Source organism: Candidatus Poriferisodalis sp., assembly GCF_965237655.1.
Classification (GTDB): Bacteria; Actinomycetota; Acidimicrobiia; order Acidimicrobiales; family Poriferisodalaceae; genus Poriferisodalis.
Genome location: NZ_CBDEGB010000002.1, coordinates 930,467 through 946,254, shown reverse-complemented (window position 1 = coordinate 946,254; position 15,788 = coordinate 930,467). Strand labels below are relative to the sequence as shown.

The following is a 15,788-nucleotide window of genomic DNA, read 5'->3' as shown; positions in this document are numbered from 1 at the left end:
GCCGGCCGCCAGAACCATGGACAGTAGCAACACTCTTTCGACATCTGATTCGGTCGCCGGGAACTCCCTTGATTTTCGACCGGTCGATGGTCAGACGCGAGATCCGGTCGTCGGCAGGCACCGCGATTCGGCGGTTCGAGGCGACGCTGACAGGTCTCAACTCGCGCTGGTGTTCCCCTCGAATGCCTGCGCCGGCGCAGTGATGCGCCCGCTGCCGCCTGCCGATGCGCCGATGTCGCACTGGTCCGCGGCGATCCGCGAGGACATCATGGCGAGGAGCGGACTGTCGGAAACCTCGGCGCATCGCGTCGCGTCGGTCCGCGAGTCGCTGTTCGCCTATCTGAGGCGGCATGGCATCCGGCACTGGTCCGACCTCATGCTGGAGCCGGTCCTGGAGTGGGCGGCGGAGCCGAGGCGCGACCGGTACGGCGAGGTGCTGGGCGACCGAAGCCCCGACGACATCCGCCACCGAAACTCGTCGGCGCGGCACATCATCAAGTCGGCAGTCCGGCTTGGAGCGCCGGTGCCGCTGCTCGACGACGACAGCGAACTGAGCGACTTCCTGAGTCCGCCGCCGAAGCCGGACCGCGCACCTGACGACCCCGCCGAGATCGCTGATGCGGTGGCCGCATGGCGGCCTCAGCGGTGGCGTCACGGCAGCCAGCGCAATCTCGACAAGGTGCTGCCCGAGGTGCGCGAGCGGGTGCTGGCTAGCGAACCCGTCAACGTGCACCAAACACGAAGAGCGATGGCAGTTCTGTTGGGCTTCGCGTTGTGGGCGCGCTATGACCGTCACAGCGACCCGGTGGCGATGTGCACCCCGAACAACATCGAGACATGGGTGATGCACGTCAACGCCGACCAGGGCGACGACTGGCAGAACCGAGCACGGGGCGTGCTGCGAAGGCTCGGACCCACCGTCAACCCAGCGGCATGGCCGCGACAACCGAAGCCGATACCGCGACGCGGTGTCGCCGCCCCCTACGACGCGAAGGCAGAGCAGCAGTTCCGGCGTGCAGCGATGCTGCCGCGCCGAGACCGTCGGGCACGAATCTGGGTCATCATCGCAGCACCCGGCGCGGGACTCGACGGACCGGAAATCGCAGCCACCGAATACGACGATCTCGTCGCGCGTCCCGACGGACGCTGGGAGATACATGTGCGGGGAGACCAGCCGCGCCGTGTGCCGATACGTCGCGGCTATCTCCCGCTCGTCGCAGAACTTGTCGCGATGGAAGACCAATCGCGGTTCATCTCCTCCGACAAACCGGGTGCCGTGAACCAAACAGTGCAGCGCATCCGTGTCGGCGACGAGAGCCTGTCGCTGACCAAGGCACGTAACACGTTTCTCGCTGCGCATCTCGAAGCGGGGACACCGCCCGCAGCGCTGTCGGTCATCGCAGGCAGCGTGTCCTACGGCACCATGGACAGGCTGCTGCCGCATGTCGCGGACCGCCTCGACCCCGCCGATGCCGTCGAGCAGGCGCTGGGGCCATGAGCACCCATCCCGCTCCCGGCAGCGACGACACGTCGATCCCCTATGGGACGGTGGACCTTTCGGGGCTGCCCAAAGACCATTCCAGCCGATACCGCCAGCGCCACCAGCCCCCAGAGGTGCAGGAGGCCCAGTACCGGCAGGTATTGAAGAACGCCGAGGTGCTTGAGATGTTCGAGGCGCTGGTGTGCGATCACCCCGGACCGCAGTCGCAGCTCAGCCTCGAAGACGCCCACGTCGCGATGCTGTTCGCCGCAGCGGACCACAAGAGCTACAAGCGCACCGACATCACCGCCGCCGCGGCGAAGCTCGCCGGACGCGACGGGGAGGAACCCCCCAGCTACGGGACGACCGCCCGGCTGCTCGCCCGCTTCGAGGACGCCATGGTGGACCTGGCGGCTCATCCCTATTACGGCGAGCACGGATGGCTCGACGAGCACGGCATGTACCTGCTGGCGTACTGGTGGTCCGACGCGATGGTCCAGGCGTCGATCCCGCCCGAGTGGCGGGAGAGGATCACCGCCATCGCGGTCGACGGCACCTGCAAGCACCAATGGGCGAACGCCACCGAGTTCTCCACCAACGACGAGCTGTACCTGGACCACGCACAGCGGCGCGCCGACGAACTCGGACTAGCTGAACCCGACCTGGACGACCGCAAGAACCCCTGCGGCACCAAGCCCGGCGAACTGGGACCCGACGGCAGACCGATCCGCAGCAAGTCACCCACAGCCCGATGGGGATACCGCACCCCGACCCCCAAGGACAAACGGAAGTACTTCTTCGGCCACGACGTCATCTTGGGCGTCGCAGTGCACGACTTCCAGTACCAGGGCGATCCCGAGCGCTGGCAGCCCCATCCCGACCACTGGCAGTCCGATCCCCACCGCTGGCGGCCAGGGGACGACGTGCCCCATGTCGCCACCGGCGCGCGAGTGGTCCCCGCCGGCACAGACCCGTCGCCGCCCTCCGCCGCGGTCGCCGCCGCGACACAGCGCCGCATGCCGAACCTCAAGGACGTGATCGGCGACCGGATCATCACCAACAAGCCCAGCTTCGTCCAACAGATGCACGAGCGCTATCTCAACGGCGTGATGGACTACACCAAGACCGAGATCGCCAATCCCAAGACCGTCAAGCTCGGCCGAAACGGCAACGACTACTACATCCACGCCGGCGGCATCTACCCCGGCTGGGCAGGACCCTCGGTCGTCACCCCGCCCGCGATCCGCACACACGACGAACTCGACGACCCCGAAGTCACAGACGAAGAACTCGCCCAGTGGTACGCCGAACGCGCCAGGAACTTCCGGTGCAGCATCAACCAGCGGTTCCCCGACGGCAGCTTCCAGTACGCAACACCCCTCGCGGCGGGACGCATCGGCACCGAGCACAGCATCCACACCGCCAACACGGCAGCCACCGAGCACCCCGCGGACGTCGTGTACCCCGAGAAGTACTTCAACGTGCCAGCAGAACTAGCCGTCCGGCTGCAAGACAGACCATGGGGCGCACCCGTAGGCAATGCCGACTACGGAAGGCGCGCGATCGTCGAGACCGGCAACTCGCAATTCAAAGACGAAGCAGGGTTCGCCGAAGAGAAATGCCGAGTCCTCAAGTTCGTCGCCGAGATCATCCACACCACGCTCATCGCCGTCATCCACAACCTCGAAGAAATCCGCCGCTTCGAACTCAAACAACAAAAACTGCGCGACAAAGCCGCAAAGAAACAAACCGCCGAAGACCACCGAGACGCGAAGCTCAACGGCAGCGCACCTGATCCGGCGACCGTCGCGACCACAGACGAAGCCGAATCAGCCGAAGCCACAACAAACACCCAGCCCAACGGACAGACGACGAGCACCAACGGCACCATCACCACCGAAACAGACATCGAGATCCCAGACCAACCTGAACACGCCGAAACCGCAGAGGCCACCGCCGACGTTCAGCCGAACGGACACGCCGCTAACGCCCTCCGAACACCGGCAGCCAACCCGACCAACAGCAACAACCGCCGACGACGCAACAAGCGCCGCCGCCAGCCACAACAACGCCGAACGACGCCACCCAACGGCAGAAGCCCGCCACAGAGCTAGCGGACCCCCAGACTGAGGCAGGCGGTCCCTGACCGCCTGCCCTGTCGCGCCCAACAGCAGTCGAACTCTCCTGCAGGGCACCGAATCGCGCCCCAGAAACCCAAATATCGGACGCGCGCCCCACGCACAGCCCCTCCCGCACCTGTTCAAGGCGCGCGACGAGCTAACCCGCGAACATCAACCCACCTAACTCACAAATATGCCCTGCGTGGGCGATACAGGATTCGAACCTGTGACCTCTTGCGTGTCATGCAAGCGCGCTAACCAACTGCGCCAATCGCCCGGAAGGGTTTCAAACGGTAGCACCGCGGGTGCAGTGCACAGCCGAGGCGGAGACCGGATTCGAACCGGCGTACACGGCTTTGCAGGCCGCTGCCTAACCACTCGGCCACTCCGCCCGAGTCCGGGTGAGGGTACCGTCCGACGTGCGCGGGGTTGCCCGCCGTACACTCGTCCGCCAAGGCAGTTCGCCGCGTGGCCTCACTGCCCAGCGTTGTCGCACGAGTCGTCGCGACGTGCGCACCTCGCGGGTCACGCCCTCTGAAAAGATTTTCGTGACAACTTTTAGTGAACTCGGCGTTCCCGAGTCCATGTGCGACACCTTGGCTGATCAAGGCATCACCGAGCCGTTCGCCATTCAGGAATTGACCATCGGCGAAGCGCTTGCCGGCCGAGACGTCTGCGGCAAAGCCAAGACCGGCTCCGGGAAGACGCTGGCGTTCAGCCTGCCGATGCTGGCGCTGACCCCCCGTGCCGCCGACGGCCATCCCACAACCCTCATGCTCACGCCGACCCGGGAGCTGGCGAACCAGATCGCTGCCGTGGTCGAGCCGCTGGCCAAAGCCGCCGACCTGCGGTCAATCGCCACCTACGGCGGCACCAACCTCGACCGGCAGATCGAGCTGTTGGCGGGTGGCATGGACATCGTCATCGCCACACCGGGCCGCCTCATCGACCTCATCGACCGTGGCGCCGTCAACGTGTCGGGCATCCAACGGGTGGTAGTGGACGAAGCCGATCGCATGGCCGACATGGGGTTCCTGCCGCAGGTGGAATGGGTGCTGCGCCACATAGACGGTCAGCATCAGACGCTGCTGTTCTCGGCGACGCTCGACGGCGTTGTGGACACGCTGGTGAAGCGGCACCTGCGGGACCCGGTGTTCCACGAAGTGACCGAGCGGGAGGTGACCGTTTCGGAGATGGGTCACGTGTTCATGTCCGTGCACAAGATGGACCGGGTACGAGTCGCAGCGCGCATCATCGAGGCGAATGGCCGCACATTGCTGTTCACCCGCACCAAGCGGGGTGCCGACCAGCTCACCCGCGAGCTGCGAGAGGCCGGGGTTCGTGCCGGCGCCATTCACGGCGACCTGCCCCAGGTCAAGCGTGAGCGTGCGCTTGCAAGCTTCACTCAAGGCAAGCTGGCGGCCCTCGTCGCCACCGACGTTGCCGCCCGGGGACTGCACATCGACGAAGTCGATGTCGTCGTTCACTACAACGTGCCGCCAGAGCACAAGACCTACCTTCACCGCTCGGGCCGTACCGCTCGGGCGGGACGCGGCGGCACCGCGGTGACGATGTTCCTCTGGGACGAAGAACTCGAAGTCCGCCAGCTTCAACGCCGGCTAGGGCTGCGGCTGCCCTTGCACGACATGTTCTCGAACAATGAACGCCTCGACGACCTCCTGGCGTTCGCCGCCAGCAGCGACAACGTCGGCCGCTGAAATCCGCTTTAGACGGGCGGGAACCGACCGGTACCCTTGCCATTCCAGCGGCAGATTGGCCACTGGACGAAGGCCCCTACCGATGAAGGCTCAGCTGTGGACAGTGCGAGGCGCGCAAGCGCCCTGAGCGACGATGCGGCGCCCTGGCCGCTGCCCGCCTCGGGTGCATGGCACGCGGGCCTTGGCGCGGCCGAGCGGCGGTTCTTCGAGCTGTCGCCGAATCGACCGTTCACGCTGGAAGGCGGCGGCACCCTGGCGGGCCCCGTGCTGGCGTACGAGACCTGGGGCGCCCTCGACGCCGACGCAGCCAACGCAGTGCTGGTCTGCCACGCGCTGACCGGCGACGCCCACGCGCATGGCCTCGCGCATCCGCCGTCGCAACCCACCGAAGGCTGGTGGAACGACTTCATCGGTCCCGGCCGCCCTCTCGACACCAACCGGTACTTCGTGGTGTGCGTCAACGTGCTCGGTGGCTGCCAAGGCAGTACCGGCCCGTCGTCGGTGAACCCGGCCACCGGCGAACGTTTCGGGCCCGAATTTCCCGTCGTCACCAACCGCGACATCGTGCGGTCACAGTGGGCGCTGGGCCGCCACCTCGGCATCGACCGTTGGCTCTCAGTGGTCGGCGGCTCGATGGGCGGCATGACCGTGCTGGAGTGGGGCATCACCTATCCACGGCGGGTCGGCTCGCTGGTGGTGATCGCGTCCACCGCCGAGGCCTCGGCACAGCAGATTGCCTGGAGCAAGGTCGGCCGCCAGGCAATCCTGGACGATCCCAAGTTCAGAGGCGGCCGCTACTACGACGCAGCCGACGGGGACGGACCGCATCGAGGCCTTGCCAATGCACGGCGCATCGCCATGATCCACTACCGTTCCGGCGACGAATTCGACCGCCGGTTCGCCCGCCACAGCGAGGATCCGGTGCTGCCCCTGCGGCTTGAGCAACGCTTCGACGTCGAGAGCTACCTCGACTACCAGGGCGCAAAGTTCGTACCCCGCTTCGACGCCAACACGTACCTGGTGCTGAACAAGCTGATGGACCTCCACGATGTCGGCCGCGGTCGCGGAGGCATCGATGCAGCGCTCGACCGCATCGTCGCGCCGACCATGGTGATGAGCGTTCGCACAGACTTCCTGTATCCGCGGCCCCAGCAGTTGAGGATCGTGGAAGCATTGGCCCGCCGCCCGACGGTGCGAGTCGAACACGTCGACATCGACAGTGACAACGGCCACGACGGCTTCCTCACCGAGCCCGACCAGACCGGGCCGCCGATGGGCGAGTTCATCGACGACGTCTACAAGAGCGATGCGGGACCCTCGGGGGCAATCCGTTGACCACCAGCGCCGCGGCGCTGCTGGCCGAAGTGCACACCAGCGTGCCGTCCGAGGCCGTCGGATCAGGCTTAGGGGTGTGGTGGCTGCTCGTGTCGCTGCTCGGCTTGGTCACCGTGGCATGCGGCACGGGATTCGTGCTGCACCTGCGGCGGACGGTCCCGCAGCAGTGGCAAGGTGAAGAAAGCACCGTAAGGGGGACCCCATGAGCGAAACCTTCGATCCCCAAGAAGTGATCGCCCGCTTCGCAGAGCGCGCTCAGGCAGTGCGCAAGCGAAACCTGCCCGCCGTCGGCGGCGAGGAGCGACGACACTTCATCCGTCAAGCCGAGCTGGACTTCATGGACTACGCGATGATCGGCGACTCCGAGGCGACGCTCGTCGACGGGATTTTGACCCTGCGCATCGACTTGCGCTCCTCCGGGGAATAGCAGCGTTTCTCAGCCGCTCGGGGCCGTAACGGCCCGCTGAATCCACGCGTCTCTGCGGTGGCCGCTTGCTACAGTGATCCGCCCGCGCGGATGTAGCTCAGTTGGTTAGAGCGCAACCTTGCCAAGGTTGAGGTCGCCGGTTCGACCCCGGTCATCCGCTCCACGCTGCCTCTTGTGTGCTCCGCTACGGCAGTTGGCGTCGCGTCGAGCGTCCGGATGTGCCAACCTTATGCGGCCCAATCCGGGCACGGCAGTGGCCGAATCCGGGCAAGGCAGCAACCAGACATGACCCAAGGCTGCGTCTGTGGCGCGCCCCAGCGATCTTCAGGAACGGGAGAACAACATGGGTGCACTCGACGGACGTGTCGTCCTGATCACCGGCGCGGGCCGCGGCATCGGCCGTGAACATGCCCTGCTGATGGCGTCGGAAGGGGCGAAGATCGTCGTGAACGATCTCGGCGGTTCCGCTGATGGCACCGGCGCAGATCAGGGCCCTGCGGGCGAGGTCGTGGCGGAGATCGAGGCCATGGGCGGCGAGGCCGTTGCGAACGGCGACAGCGTCACCGATTGGGAAGGCGCGCAGCGCATGGTGAACCAGGCCGTCGAAGCGTTCGGCGATCTGCACGTGCTGGTCAACAACGCAGGCATCCTGCGTGACCGCGTGGTGGTCAACATGACCGAGCCGGAGTGGGACGCCGTTGTCGACGTGCACATGAAGGGTCACTTCTGCCCCACCCGCTGGGCCGCGGCCTACTGGCGCGAGCAGTCCAAGGCCGGCAAGGAAGTCAGCGGCTCGGTCATCAACACTGCCTCGGGCGCCATGCTCGGCAACCTCGGCCAGTTCAACTACTCAGGCGCCAAGGCCGGCATTGCCGCCATGACGCTGGTGGCTGCTGGCGAGCTCGCCCGCTACGGCGTGCGGGTCAACTGCCTGGCGCCGATCGCACGCACTCGTTTGACGCTGCAGACGCCGGGGCTGGAAGAGGTGGTGCGCGCACCGGAGGACCCTGCAGAATTCGATCTGTACGACCCGGCGAATGTCAGCCCGCTGGTGGCCTACCTGAGCATGGAGAACTGCCCGTTCACCGGTGGCGTGTTCCATATCGGTGGCAACGAGGTGGGGCTGTACCAAGGCTGGTCATTGTCGAACGACGACATCATCGCTGCGGACGGGCGCTGGACTGTTGAGGGCCTGACGTCGATTGCGCCTCGGCTGAATGAGGGTCGGTCGAAGCTGGCTTCGGTGGCTACTGCTATTGGGGACACGTTCAAGGGGTTTGGCAGGCGCGAAGCCACCGTGTAGTGCCGTGGGTGCTCCGCCACTGTCGCCCGGGGTGCGCGGGGGCAGGGGCACCCATGCTCAAACAGTTGCGGCGCCTTGTGCACGCTTTGAGGGTGTTGGGGGCGCGGCAAAACTGCGCGTGGGCACCCGTGCCCCCGCCCGCCCCTCGCTTTCTTGTTCGTTTGACCGCTTCCATCACGACTCCTCACCGCAATTCGCTCGTGAACTGCATGGGCAAGGTGTGACAATGGAGCCGTGGAACGCAGCGACCCGCTCACGATCTCAAAATTCCATGCCTGCGGTAACGACTTCCTCATCTCACTCCTGTCCCCGGCGACCGCGCGATCGCTTGGTGATCAGTTGCTCCGCTGCAACATGAGCCCATTGCTCCTGGCAAAGCGCATTTGCCACCGGCGAGCCGGAATTGGCGCAGACGGCCTCATTCTTGCCATCGCGGCACCACCAGCTGAACTGATAGACGCCGAATTGCCAGCCGACTGGGGTATCGAAGTCGATCGCCCGGTCATTTCCGAATCGGAGGACGACGAGATAGCCGCGCTCATGCTGCTTCAGAATTCAGATGGCTCACGGGCTGCAATCAGCGGCAACGGACTTGCGTGTCTGGGCCATGCGCTCGTCTCTGAGTTCGGTGACGGCGCCGGAAAGCTGTACGTCGGCACCGAGGGACAACTCACGACGCTCGATGTGCCTGTCGGCAACGGCAAGCCAATCGCACGCAATGCGTCCCATCAGTCTCCAGCTTCCCCGAGAGAGCTGCACATCGGCACCGATGCCGATTGGCAGGCAGTATTCGTCTTCGCCGGTGGAACCCCTGCGTCACGGCAGGTCGAGGTTGTCATGCCGCGTGTTGAGGCTGGCCCGACTGTGCCTTCGCGTCTGGTGGATCAGATCAACCATGACTTCGGTCCTGATGCGTCATTCGACACCGGAAACGTTGGCAACGAACACCTCGTAGTGCTGGCCGGACGTCCCATGAATCGCGAGGAAACAGGGCACTATGGCGCGGCGTACGAGGCCTACTTCAAGGACGGCATCAACGTTGAGTTCATTTGGCCTGATCGGTACCAACATCCTCAACTTGGGCCTCGTACTGATGTCGGCATGACGGTGTGGGAGCGAGGCGCAGGCATAACGGATGCCTGCGGAAGCGGCGCAGTGGTCGCAGCCGTGCGTGCTCGAGATTGGTTTGTGCCCGACGACCACGCCGTAGTCACCGTTCGGATGCCCTGCGCATACGCGAACGTCGGTCGCTTTGACCGGGGACCTGCCGTCGACGAAATGGCGAGTCTTGGCCTCGGTGTGTTGACCCATCACGTCGGCGACATCATCTATCCGCTCGATGCGCCTTGGCTGGATGCTTGATGGCTGAGTTTGAACAGCCGGCGGACCCCGACACCGGCGAGAGCCATCGGGGGGGGTTTGGGGAGTTTGGGGGGGCTGAATCGGGGCTGATTGACCGGGCTTTCCGGGAGCAGATCGTTCTGGTGGGGGTGCAGCTGGCGGAGCGGACTGCTGAGGAGGTGGATGCCAACCTTGACGAGTTGGAGCGGCTGGTTGACACCGCTGGGGCCGACTCGGTGGACCGGATCGTTCAGCGACGGGACGCGCCAGACCCTGCAACGTTTGTCGGGCGCGGCAAGGCCGACGAGATCCTGAATGCCTCGCTCGAACACGACGCCGACACGGTGGTGTTCGACGACGAACTCTCGCCGGCGCAGCAGTTCAATCTGGAGCGCATCCTGGGGCGCACCGCGCTCGACCGCGCGGCGGTCATTCTCGACATCTTCGCCCAGAACGCCACCACGCTCGAAGGCAAGGCCCAGGTGGAGCTGGCGCAACTTCGCTACCGGCTCCCCCGTCTCCGAGGCCGGGGGCGGCAGCTGTCCCAGCAGGCCGGCGGCATCGGTACCCGGGGACCCGGCGAGACCCAGCTCGAAGTTGATCGCCGGCGGATTCAGCGGCGTCTTGCTCGGCTGGAGAAGGACTTGCGCGGGCTGCGGCGGACTCGGCTGAACCAGCGCAAGTCGCGCCGCCGCTCTCGATACCACACGGTTGCGATCGTGGGCTACACCAACGCCGGCAAGTCGACCCTGCTCCGGCGTCTCACCGGTGCGAATGTGCTGGTGGAGGACCGCCTGTTCGCGACGCTCGACGCCACGACCCGGCGCCTGCCGCTGCCCGGTGGCGAGACGGTGCTGGTCACCGACACTGTCGGGTTCATCAAAAAGCTGCCCACCTCGCTGGTCGAAGCGTTCATGTCGACCCTCGAGGAGGTGGCCGAGGCCGATCTGCTGGTGCACATCGTGGACGCTGCGGCGGCAGAACCCGAGATGCACATTGACGTCGTGCGCTCAGTGCTGCGCGAGATCGGCGCCGGCGACATTGACGAGCTCATCGCGTTCAACAAGAGCGACGCGACCGACCGCGGCACGGTCCGGCGGCTGCTGGAGCACTACGAGGGCTCGCATGCGATCTCGGCGAACAGCGGCGACGGCGTCGAGGAGCTCTTGCTGGCTGTCGGAGACCGGCTCAGGCACCTCACCGAGGTCACCGAACTGCGAATTCCCTACTCCCGTGGCGACGCCCTGGCCGCTGTGCACCGCGAAGGCGAGGTGCTCTCGGAGACACACGACGACGACGGCACGCTCGTCCATGCCCGCTTCGACGACGTCTCCCGCCGTCTCTTCGCAGAATTCGTGACGCTGGGCTCGGAACGAGAAGACGCTCCACTGCAGTGACCTTCTATATGTACGATTCGTACATGACAGAGGTTGCAGTCAGCGAGGTACGAAATCGGCTGGCCGAAGTGATTGAGGACTCCCGTCGGTCGGGTGAGCCGGTCACAGTGACACGGCGTGGCCGCAGGGTGGCAGTGATCTTGGGCCCGGAGGCTTTCGACCGACTCGTCGACAGCGCTGACGATCTGGAGGACCGTCGTGAACTCGACGCCGCACGCGCCGAAGATGACTACGCGCCTTGGGACGAGGTCAAGGCCGCGCTGGGACTTGGGTGAGCCAATTCAAGGTCGAGATCGCGCGCCGAGCCGTGAAGTCGATCGCGCGCCTGCCACGCCGAGAGCAATTGCGCGTTCGCGCAGCGGTGGACCTGCTCGCCGACGAGCCCCGTCCCCCAGGCTGCGTCGCTCTCGCCGACGAGGACTCCGTATACCGGGTCCGAGTCGGTGACTACCGCATCGTCTATCAAGTCGTTGACGACCGCTTGGTGGTCCAGGTAGTCCGTGTCGGCCATCGCCGCGACGTCTATCGGCCCTGACTGAACCGACCGAGGCGGACATCGACCTCGGACGGAAGTTCGTAGCCGCCGGGCATCTGGAGTCGCACGCACTTTGGCTTCGGCGAGCAATGATGGTGCGGTGAGCGCAGGCACCGGGTTCGTCCCCCCGCCCTACCCCTACGACCGGCTGGACGAGCTGAAACCGCTCGCGGACCGCCATGACGGCGGGCTGGTGGATCTGTCCATCGGCACGCCGGTGGATCCGCCGTCGCCCGCCGTGCTGGCCGCACTCGGCGGTTCGGATTCCGAGCGGGGATATCCACCGTCGATCGGCACGCCTGACTTGCGAGCGGCCGCTGCACGTTGGTGCGAGGAACGCTTCGGTGTGCAGGTCGATGCCGCTGCTGAGGTGGCAGCAACGATCGGGTCGAAGGAGTTCGTGGCCGGGCTGCCCCACTGGCTGCGCCTGCGCACCCCCGATCGCGACACCGTGTTGTACCCCGAGGTCAGCTACCCCAGCTATGCCATGGGGGCTGAGTTGGCAGGCTGCCGGGCGGTGCCGGTGCCAGCGGACGAGCATTGGTCGATCCAGCTCGACGCCATCACCGAGTCCGATGCCGAAAGGGCATTGGTGCTGTGGGTCAACTCGCCTGGCAATCCCGCTGGCGGCCTCGATGATCTCGCTGCGGCTGCTCGGTGGGGTCGGGAACGGGGCGTGCCGGTCTTCAGCGACGAGTGCTATGCCGAGTTCACTTGGGACGGACCGCCTCGCACGATCCTGACACCGACCGACGCTGGTTCAGCGACAGCGGAATCTCGGCGCGCAGAGGTAGACGGCGTGGTCGCCGTCCATTCACTTTCCAAGCGGTCCAACCTGGCCGGTGTGAGAGTCGGCTTCTACGCGGGCGACCCCGAGCTCGTCCACTACCTGCGGGAGCTTCGCAAGCATGCCGGATTCATGGTTCCCGGTCCCGCCCAGTCAGCGGCAGCCGCGGCGCTGGCCGACCAAGTCCATGTGGCCGAACAACGAGACCGCTACCGATCGCGACTCGCGCGTCTCGCACGCATCGTGGGTCGCTTCGGTCCCGAGCCTCCCCTCCCGCGCGGCGGGTTCTACCTGTGGGCTGAGGCTCCTGACGGTGATGCGTGGGCGTTTGCCCGCACCCTGCTGGCGGAGGCGGGGATTCTCGTGTCTCCAGGCGAGTTCTACGGTCTGTCCGCGTCGGATCGGGTTCGGATTGCCGCGGTGCTCACCGACGATGCCCTCGACATGGTCGAATCCCGTCTCAGCTAAACTTTCGATCTTAACTTGAGGCTTCAGCGCGGCCCGGAACCATCAGGCTTCAAGTTGCTGGGCTCGGTCCGCCATCTCTGAGGTGCTTCCGTACCGGATCCAAGTGATCCGCGGGTCTCGTGCGAACCAACGCTGCTGCCGACGGGCGAAGCGTCGGGTCCGTGCAACGGCGACTTCGAGCGCCTCGCCCAGCGAGCACTCCCCTGACAGGTGGCCACGCAGCTCCTTGTAGCCGAGGGCTTGAGCGGCCGTGCGCGACAGTGGGCGCTCCATCAGCCGCCGCACTTCGTCCACGAAACCTTCCTCGATCTGTCGGCGATAACGGTCCGCAATGCATTCGTCGAGCGTGTCCCGGTCAAGGTCGATGCCCAGCATCCGGAAAGGCACCTCGGGATAGGTCTGCAGTCCCGGTCCGTACGAAGAGAACGGCCGGCCGGTGCCTAGGCAGACCGACAGTGCTCGCACGACCCGCCTCAGGTTTGTCGGCTCCATGCGTGAAGCTGCGAGCGGATCCAGTTCAGCGAGGCGGCGGTGCAGCCCGACGACACCGTCCGCGGATGAATGTGCCTCGGCATCGCAGCTCCGCCGCGATTGATCCGAATTCCGGCGGCGGGGTCAAGCCGTCGACGACAGCGCGCAGGTAGAGACCGGTGCCGCCGACGAGCATCGGAACGGCGCCGCGGCCAGCGATGTCGGCCATGGCCGCGTCGAACGCAGTTGCGAAGTCGACGACCGTGAATCGCTCTGCCGGGTCGACAAGGTCGATGAGGTGGTGCGGCACCTCGGCCTGCTCGGCGGCAGTGGGCTTGGCGGTGCCGATGTCCATCCCCCGATAGACCTGCATCGAATCGACCGACACCAATTCCACCGGATCGACGGCTTCGGACTGGGAGCGGGCACGCTTGGCCAGTTCCAGCGCGAGCGCCGACTTACCCGACGCCGTGGGGCCCACGATGACCAGCGGCTGGTCGACGCCGTCACCGCCCACGGCGCCGACCTCGTGCCCCCCGCTCTTGTTCCCCGTTCTCATACGACGGGCTCACGGGCCGCTCGGGACACGGTCTCGCTTCGAGAGCCGGCGGCAGCGCACGACGTACCTCCCAACCGCTCGGCCTCAGCGCGCGGCAACCGGGATGCGGGTGCGGTGCCGTGCGGGCGCGGTGACCTCGATGAGCTCACCGCTGAGATGGAACGTGGCGGCCTCGCGCACCAGCACTCGGGCGTAGGTACCCGTTCTCAGCGGCTCGGGCGATGCGAAGTGCAACAGGCGGTTCTGGCGGGTACGCCCCGTCAATGTGCCCGGATCCCGCTTGGACGGCCCCTCGACCAGCACCTTCTCGATCCGACCGACACGCGACTCGTTGCCCAGTCGTGCCGATCGCTCGACGACGGTTCGCAGCCGCTCCATGCGCTCGGCTGCCACAGCAGGTGCCACAAATCGATCGCTCAGCTCAGCGGCCTCGGTGCCGGGTCGCGGCGAGAAGACGAACGTGAACGCGCTGTCGAAGCGGGCTTCTGCAACGAGTTCGAGCGTCGCAGCGAAATCTGTTTCGGACTCTCCGGGGAAGCCGACGATGATGTCGGTGCTCACTGCCAAGTCCGCAACAGCGTCACGGGCTGCGCCGAGCCGCTCGAGGTAGCGCTGGGCGGTGTAGCCCCGGTGCATGGCGGCCAGCACCTCATCGCTGCCGGACTGCAGGGGAAGGTGGAGGTGCTCGCACACCGCCGGCGTCTGTGCCATGGCCGAGATGACGTCGGCCCGCAGATCCTTCGGGTGCGGGCTGGTGAACCGCACCCGCTCGATGCCTTCGATTGCGCCGACGGCGCGCAGCAGATCACCGAACAGCGGCCGTGCCGTGCGGCGCCCACCTGCCCAGGTCTCGCCGGCACGCCATGCGGCATCGATCTCACCGTTCGTGCCGCGCAGCGCCAGGGTCACGTCTCGGCCATAGCTGTTGACGTTCTGTCCCAGCAGGGTCACCTCGCTGACGCCGTCGGTCGCCAGCCGGCACACTTCGTCGATGAGTTCTCCGAACGGCCGGGAGATCTCACGGCCCCGAACCGAGGGCACGATGCAGAAGGCGCACGCGTTGTCGCAGCCGATCTGGATCGTGACCCACGCTGCGTGCTGGGCATCACGTCGCACTGGAAGCGCCGACGGAAACTCCTCGGACTCGGTGAGGATCTCCGTCAACGGCCCTGATACCCGCGCATCGGCCAGCAGTTCGGCGGCACGGCTCACGTTGTGGGTACCGAAGACCACGTCGACGTGGGGAGCCCGCTCGCGCACAAGGTCCTGGTCCTTCTGTGCCAGGCAGCCTGCAACGGCGATCTGCACTTCGGGTCGGTCCTCCTTGAGGCGCTTGAGGTTCCCGAGCTGCCCGTAGAGCTTGTTGTCGGCGTTCTCGCGGATGCAACAGGTGTTCAGCACGATGATGTCCGCATCGGCCATCGTCGGTGCGGCGACCAAGTCCTCAGCCTCCAGCAGGCCGGCGATCCGTTCGGAGTCGTGCTCGTTCATCTGGCACCCGTAGGTGCGCACGAAGTAGCTGCGCTGGGTCTCGCCTCGTTGGACTTGCTCGCCCGCAGCCACGGCGTCAAGGCTAGGGGCGCGCTCCGAGCCGCAGAGCAGCCTCAGCGACGGGTGAACGCGAAGTTCTGTGACATGTTGTCGCGGGCGTGCGACATGATGAACAGGTTCGGATATCCGGCCGTGTGGATCCCCATCAGCGTGCGGATGCCCTCTGAGTATTTGTCGTTGAGCTCAAGGCCGCCCTCGCCCACAATCTGGTTGTAGATGCCGGTCTGCTGCACCTCGAAGCCCGTGGCATAGATGAGCAGGTCGACCTCGTACTGGACACCGTCGTGCAGTGCCGA

At 66.1% G+C, this 15,788-nt stretch carries 16 protein-coding genes and 3 tRNA genes; 13 read left to right on the top strand and 6 right to left on the bottom strand.

Annotation, left to right across the window (positions count from 1 at the left end; translation table 11 throughout):
- The first annotated feature begins 169 nt into the window (after positions 1 to 169).
- Both ACPXYO_RS12515 and ACPXYO_RS12510 read left to right on the top strand, forming a co-directional pair.
- A complete protein-coding gene (locus tag ACPXYO_RS12515; RefSeq protein ID WP_423920934.1) occupies positions 170 to 1,498 on the top strand; it encodes a hypothetical protein in 1,329 nt (442 codons plus the stop codon).
- Positions 1,495 to 3,594, top strand: a complete 2,100-nt coding sequence (locus ACPXYO_RS12510) for a hypothetical protein (protein WP_423920931.1) — start codon at positions 1,495 to 1,497, stop codon at positions 3,592 to 3,594. Before ACPXYO_RS12515 ends, ACPXYO_RS12510 begins: the two co-directional genes overlap by 4 nt.
- A gap of 209 nt (positions 3,595 to 3,803) precedes the next feature.
- Here ACPXYO_RS12510 and ACPXYO_RS12505 read toward each other — a convergent pair.
- Together ACPXYO_RS12505 and ACPXYO_RS12500 are read right to left on the bottom strand one after the other, a co-directional pair.
- Positions 3,804 to 3,877: transfer RNA gene (locus ACPXYO_RS12505), tRNA-Val, on the bottom strand.
- Between the two features lie 44 nt (positions 3,878 to 3,921).
- Positions 3,922 to 3,992 (bottom strand) — tRNA-Cys (locus tag ACPXYO_RS12500).
- Positions 3,993 to 4,148: 156 nt separating this feature from the next.
- Here ACPXYO_RS12500 and ACPXYO_RS12495 point away from each other — a divergent pair.
- The 11 genes from ACPXYO_RS12495 (at position 4,149) to ACPXYO_RS12445 (ending at position 12,911) form a co-directional block, all read left to right on the top strand.
- On the top strand, positions 4,149 to 5,318 hold the full coding sequence (locus tag ACPXYO_RS12495; protein WP_423920928.1) for a DEAD/DEAH box helicase: 1,170 nt from the start codon (positions 4,149 to 4,151) through the stop codon (positions 5,316 to 5,318).
- 123 nt (positions 5,319 to 5,441) lie between these two features.
- Positions 5,442 to 6,653, top strand: coding sequence for a homoserine O-acetyltransferase MetX (metX, locus tag ACPXYO_RS12490; protein ID WP_423923840.1), 1,212 nt, complete (start codon positions 5,442 to 5,444; stop codon positions 6,651 to 6,653).
- Positions 6,650 to 6,859 (top strand): hypothetical protein, encoded by a 210-nt coding sequence (locus ACPXYO_RS12485; RefSeq protein ID WP_423920925.1) that lies wholly within the window; start codon positions 6,650 to 6,652, stop codon positions 6,857 to 6,859. Before metX ends, ACPXYO_RS12485 begins: the two co-directional genes overlap by 4 nt.
- Positions 6,856 to 7,080, top strand: a complete 225-nt coding sequence (locus ACPXYO_RS12480) for a hypothetical protein (RefSeq protein WP_420621203.1) — start codon at positions 6,856 to 6,858, stop codon at positions 7,078 to 7,080. Before ACPXYO_RS12485 ends, ACPXYO_RS12480 begins: the two co-directional genes overlap by 4 nt.
- Before the next feature lie 86 nt (positions 7,081 to 7,166).
- A tRNA-Gly gene (locus ACPXYO_RS12475) sits at positions 7,167 to 7,243 on the top strand.
- Positions 7,244 to 7,423: 180 nt separating this feature from the next.
- Positions 7,424 to 8,383: an SDR family oxidoreductase gene (locus ACPXYO_RS12470; protein ID WP_423923838.1), complete on the top strand. Its 960-nt coding sequence runs from the start codon at positions 7,424 to 7,426 to the stop codon at positions 8,381 to 8,383.
- 354 nt (positions 8,384 to 8,737) lie between these two features.
- Positions 8,738 to 9,745: a hypothetical protein gene (locus ACPXYO_RS12465; protein ID WP_423920921.1), complete on the top strand. Its 1,008-nt coding sequence runs from the start codon at positions 8,738 to 8,740 to the stop codon at positions 9,743 to 9,745.
- Positions 9,745 to 11,121, top strand: a complete 1,377-nt coding sequence (hflX, locus tag ACPXYO_RS12460) for a GTPase HflX (RefSeq protein ID WP_423920919.1) — start codon at positions 9,745 to 9,747, stop codon at positions 11,119 to 11,121. The genes ACPXYO_RS12465 and hflX overlap by 1 nt, the downstream gene beginning before the upstream one ends.
- 23 nt (positions 11,122 to 11,144) lie before the next feature.
- Positions 11,145 to 11,396 (top strand): type II toxin-antitoxin system Phd/YefM family antitoxin, encoded by a 252-nt coding sequence (locus tag ACPXYO_RS12455; RefSeq protein ID WP_423920916.1) that lies wholly within the window; start codon positions 11,145 to 11,147, stop codon positions 11,394 to 11,396.
- Positions 11,393 to 11,656: a type II toxin-antitoxin system RelE family toxin gene (locus ACPXYO_RS12450; protein ID WP_423920914.1), complete on the top strand. Its 264-nt coding sequence runs from the start codon at positions 11,393 to 11,395 to the stop codon at positions 11,654 to 11,656. The genes ACPXYO_RS12455 and ACPXYO_RS12450 overlap by 4 nt, the downstream gene beginning before the upstream one ends.
- Before the next feature lie 100 nt (positions 11,657 to 11,756).
- Positions 11,757 to 12,911: an aminotransferase class I/II-fold pyridoxal phosphate-dependent enzyme gene (locus ACPXYO_RS12445; RefSeq protein ID WP_423920911.1), complete on the top strand. Its 1,155-nt coding sequence runs from the start codon at positions 11,757 to 11,759 to the stop codon at positions 12,909 to 12,911.
- Between the two features lie 42 nt (positions 12,912 to 12,953).
- Here ACPXYO_RS12445 and ACPXYO_RS12440 read toward each other — a convergent pair whose 3' ends face one another.
- The 4 genes from ACPXYO_RS12440 to ACPXYO_RS12425 all read right to left on the bottom strand — a co-directional run bounded on the left by ACPXYO_RS12440 (position 12,954) and on the right by ACPXYO_RS12425 (position 15,725).
- On the bottom strand, positions 12,954 to 13,448 hold the full coding sequence (locus ACPXYO_RS12440; RefSeq protein WP_423923836.1) for a tRNA (adenosine(37)-N6)-dimethylallyltransferase: 495 nt from the start codon (positions 13,446 to 13,448) through the stop codon (positions 12,954 to 12,956).
- On the bottom strand, positions 13,429 to 13,941 hold the full coding sequence (locus ACPXYO_RS12435; protein WP_423920908.1) for a tRNA (adenosine(37)-N6)-dimethylallyltransferase: 513 nt from the start codon (positions 13,939 to 13,941) through the stop codon (positions 13,429 to 13,431). The genes ACPXYO_RS12440 and ACPXYO_RS12435 overlap by 20 nt, the downstream gene beginning before the upstream one ends.
- Before the next feature lie 84 nt (positions 13,942 to 14,025).
- The gene (locus tag ACPXYO_RS12430; RefSeq protein ID WP_423920905.1) at positions 14,026 to 15,504 is read right to left on the bottom strand and encodes a MiaB/RimO family radical SAM methylthiotransferase; all 1,479 of its coding nucleotides are present in this window, start codon (positions 15,502 to 15,504) and stop codon (positions 14,026 to 14,028) included.
- A 41-nt stretch (positions 15,505 to 15,545) separates the two neighbouring features.
- Positions 15,546 to 15,725, bottom strand: coding sequence for a hypothetical protein (locus ACPXYO_RS12425; protein ID WP_423920902.1), 180 nt, complete (start codon positions 15,723 to 15,725; stop codon positions 15,546 to 15,548).
- Positions 15,726 to 15,788: the final 63 nt, after the last annotated feature.

What these genes read in the sequence shown, in the direction of transcription:
- ACPXYO_RS12455 (WP_423920916.1), top strand. Translation starts at nt 11,145, where the DNA reads ATGACAGAGGTTGCAGTCAGCGAGGTACGAAATCGGCTGGCCGAAGTG.
- hflX (WP_423920919.1), top strand. Translation starts at nt 9,745, where the DNA reads ATGGCTGAGTTTGAACAGCCGGCGGACCCCGACACCGGCGAGAGCCAT.
- ACPXYO_RS12435 (WP_423920908.1), bottom strand. Translation starts at nt 13,941, where the DNA reads ATGAGAACGGGGAACAAGAGCGGGGGGCACGAGGTCGGCGCCGTGGGC.
- ACPXYO_RS12465 (WP_423920921.1), top strand. Translation starts at nt 8,738, where the DNA reads ATGAGCCCATTGCTCCTGGCAAAGCGCATTTGCCACCGGCGAGCCGGA.
- ACPXYO_RS12470 (WP_423923838.1), top strand. Translation starts at nt 7,424, where the DNA reads ATGGGTGCACTCGACGGACGTGTCGTCCTGATCACCGGCGCGGGCCGC.
- ACPXYO_RS12510 (WP_423920931.1), top strand. Translation starts at nt 1,495, where the DNA reads ATGAGCACCCATCCCGCTCCCGGCAGCGACGACACGTCGATCCCCTAT.
- ACPXYO_RS12480 (WP_420621203.1), top strand. Translation starts at nt 6,856, where the DNA reads ATGAGCGAAACCTTCGATCCCCAAGAAGTGATCGCCCGCTTCGCAGAG.